The organism is Megasphaera sp. DJF_B143 (assembly GCF_900320625.1).
Taxonomy (GTDB): domain Bacteria; phylum Bacillota; class Negativicutes; order Veillonellales; family Megasphaeraceae; genus Megasphaera; species Megasphaera hexanoica.
Window position 1 is genome coordinate 1 of sequence record NZ_ONTA01000086.1, and the last position, 2,631, is coordinate 2,631.

General features: G+C 56.4%; 2 protein-coding genes. Both read left to right on the forward strand.

Going from position 1 to position 2,631, the window contains the following annotated elements; genetic code table 11:
• The coding region (locus DBO31_RS09250) for a hypothetical protein (RefSeq protein WP_159897736.1) at window positions 1-1,369 on the forward strand (1,369 nt) is incomplete at its 5' end.
• A gap of 15 nt (window positions 1,370-1,384) precedes the next feature.
• Window positions 1,385-2,464 carry a hypothetical protein gene (locus DBO31_RS02445; RefSeq protein WP_150824353.1) on the forward strand — a complete coding sequence of 360 codons (1,080 nt, stop codon included), beginning with the start codon at window positions 1,385-1,387 and terminating at the stop codon, window positions 2,462-2,464.
• Window positions 2,465-2,631: the final 167 nt, after the last annotated feature.

A 2,631-nucleotide genomic window follows, 5' to 3' on the forward strand; every position in this document is an offset into this window, starting at 1 on the left:
AGCCGCTATGAGCCGGGACATCGTGCGCGAAATAGAACAGGCTGAAGCGCGCAAGACGTCACTGGACAAGGCCTGTGCGGCGGGGCAGACAAAGGAATCGTGGCTTGCTGATGAAGTGCAGCAGGCATCTGTCGGCGTCGGCGTGACGACTATGGGCCAGTATCTGCAGCACATAGACGACGTACTGGCTGATAACAATCAGGCCATGCTCAAGGTAATCATGAAACAGAATGGCACGGTCAATATGAACCCAAATCTCGATGGATTCATTGCCGAACAGCAACAGGTCAATTCCTTCAACCGGGCGGCGGCACTGGAAAACTCCCCGTACCGTGCGGATGTACTCCAGCCTGACGGTACAACTTATGGAAAAAATTCCGTCGATGTCGTCATCCGCGATACCCGTCTGAAGGTGCAGACACCGGTACGGCGCTATCAGCTGAAATTTGGCCGCAATGCCGATGCCACGGCTTCCTATCTGGAGCACGGAGACTACCGGGGCCAGCGCGCCCTGGTGCCGAAAGGGCAGGTAAGTGAAGTCCGTCAGCGCGTCTCGCCGGGGAAACACGTGTCCGATACGATAGAAAGCCCCGATGGCGTCCAGTCCCGGCCACTGGGCAAAGAACAGGCCAAGGCCATGCAGGAACGCGTCCAGCGTGGACGCCGGCTGGCTCAGGACAACTGGAATTCCTTCAATACCCGTTCCCTGGCCCTGCATATCGGCAAACAGGCGGCTCTGGCCGGTATTTCCGGCGCAGCTCTGGCCACAGGATTCCATCTGGCGGGAAAAGCTCTGAAGGGAGAAAAAATCGATGGCGAAGAAGTGGTCCGCACGGCCATTACGACCGGCGCCGATACGGGAATCAAGGCGGCTGCCGCCGGGGCTCTCAAAGTCAGTGTGGAAAAAAATCTCATTCCCTTACTGGCCAGAGGGACGCCGGTTGCGGTACTGACGCCCCTGGCCTGGGCCGGTATCGAACAGGTCAAAATCTGCTATCGTGCCGCCAAGGGAGAACTGACGGCTATGGAGGCTATCGACGCCATGGGCCGCGTCACCGTATCGACCGTTGGCGGATACATCGCCGGCAGTATCGGTATGGTTGAAGGCGCCATTACAGGAGCCGCCATGCTTTCGTGGATCCCCGTCATCGGGACCGGTGTCGGTGCCATCGTAGGTGGCATCGTAGGCGGCCTGACCGGCTGTCTGGCCGGTTCTACTGTGGGAAAAGCCGTGTACAGCGGCGTCAAAACCGTTGCCAAGACGGCTGTCCGCGTCGCCAAAAGCGTGGGCCATGCTCTGTATTCCGGTGCAAAGGCGGTTGCCAGAGGAATCAAGAACGGCCTTAAGAGCATTTTTAGTTTTTTCTGATGCAGGAGTGTACCTATGGTAAAAAAAATAAAATATGCCCTCACCATGGCCGACGGGGCCAAAGTGCGGACATTGGAAGATTTGCGGGACCATTTCGACTGGCCTCACGTACTGGGATATTTTCTCGACGGCAAACTGGCAGAATGGCTGCGGGACCGGTATTTTGATGAACTGGCCGCGTCCGTAGAGTCTCTGCCGGCGGAAAGTCCGGATCTGGAACAGCAGCTGTGCCATCTCCTGGGTGTCGCCTGGGAAGCGAAGGAAACGACTGTAGATGTGACACGGATGCAGCGGCGGCAGGAAAAAGAAGCGTTGCTGCGGCAGATGACAGCCGATGAATCCATCTGGCAGCACGGGGAAACGACAGCTTTCACCCAGGGAGATCTGGATGAGCTCATCGGTGACGGCGTACCGGTCATATACCTATGCGGTGAGGAATTTACCGTGCCGGCTGATGTGGTGCAGCGGACCTATATTGGCATTCTCGGCAGGCCCCGCATCCAGATTGACGCTGCATCGCCCGACGAACTGGAAGAAAAGGGAATTGTCTTTGAACAGGCTGACCTGCCGGAACAGCTGAGAATACCGGAAGAACCACCGGAACCGGTACGGCAGAACAATAAACAGGATAAGCCGTACGTCGTGTCCGAGGCCTTTCAAAGCCAGCTGAATGACGAACAGCAGCAGAAAGCAGCGGTCCTGTACGAGGAAGCCCAGCATATACTGGGAGCAGCCGTGTTCGATATCGACGTAGCGACGAGGCAGCTGCTGGACACAGCCCAGGCAGAACTGGGACATGCGACCTTCGATATTGACGTTTCGACACACCGCCTGCTGGATGCAGCCCGGGAAGAACTGGGACGGGCGACCTTCGATATCGACGTCCCGACACACAGCTTGCTGGATGCGGCCCGGGAAGAACTGGGACATGCGACCTTCGATATCGACGTCTCGACACACCGCCTGCTGGATACGGCCCAGGAAGAACTGGGACGGGCGACCTTTGATATTGACGTCTCGACGCGCCCTCTCATATTGGCAGCCCGGTCTTGCAGAAAAGAAGGAGCCTTCCAGCGTTTCCTCGACCGGCTATAAGGAGTGCATAACAGAAAATACAGGAAATCAGCTATCCTGGCTATGAGACAAAATAGACATACGTACAGACAGAATAAAGGAGAGAATACCCATGGCAGATAACGAACAGAACGCAGAAGTAACGCAAATGAAGATTGTAAAATTTAAAACAACCGTCGAACGACTGC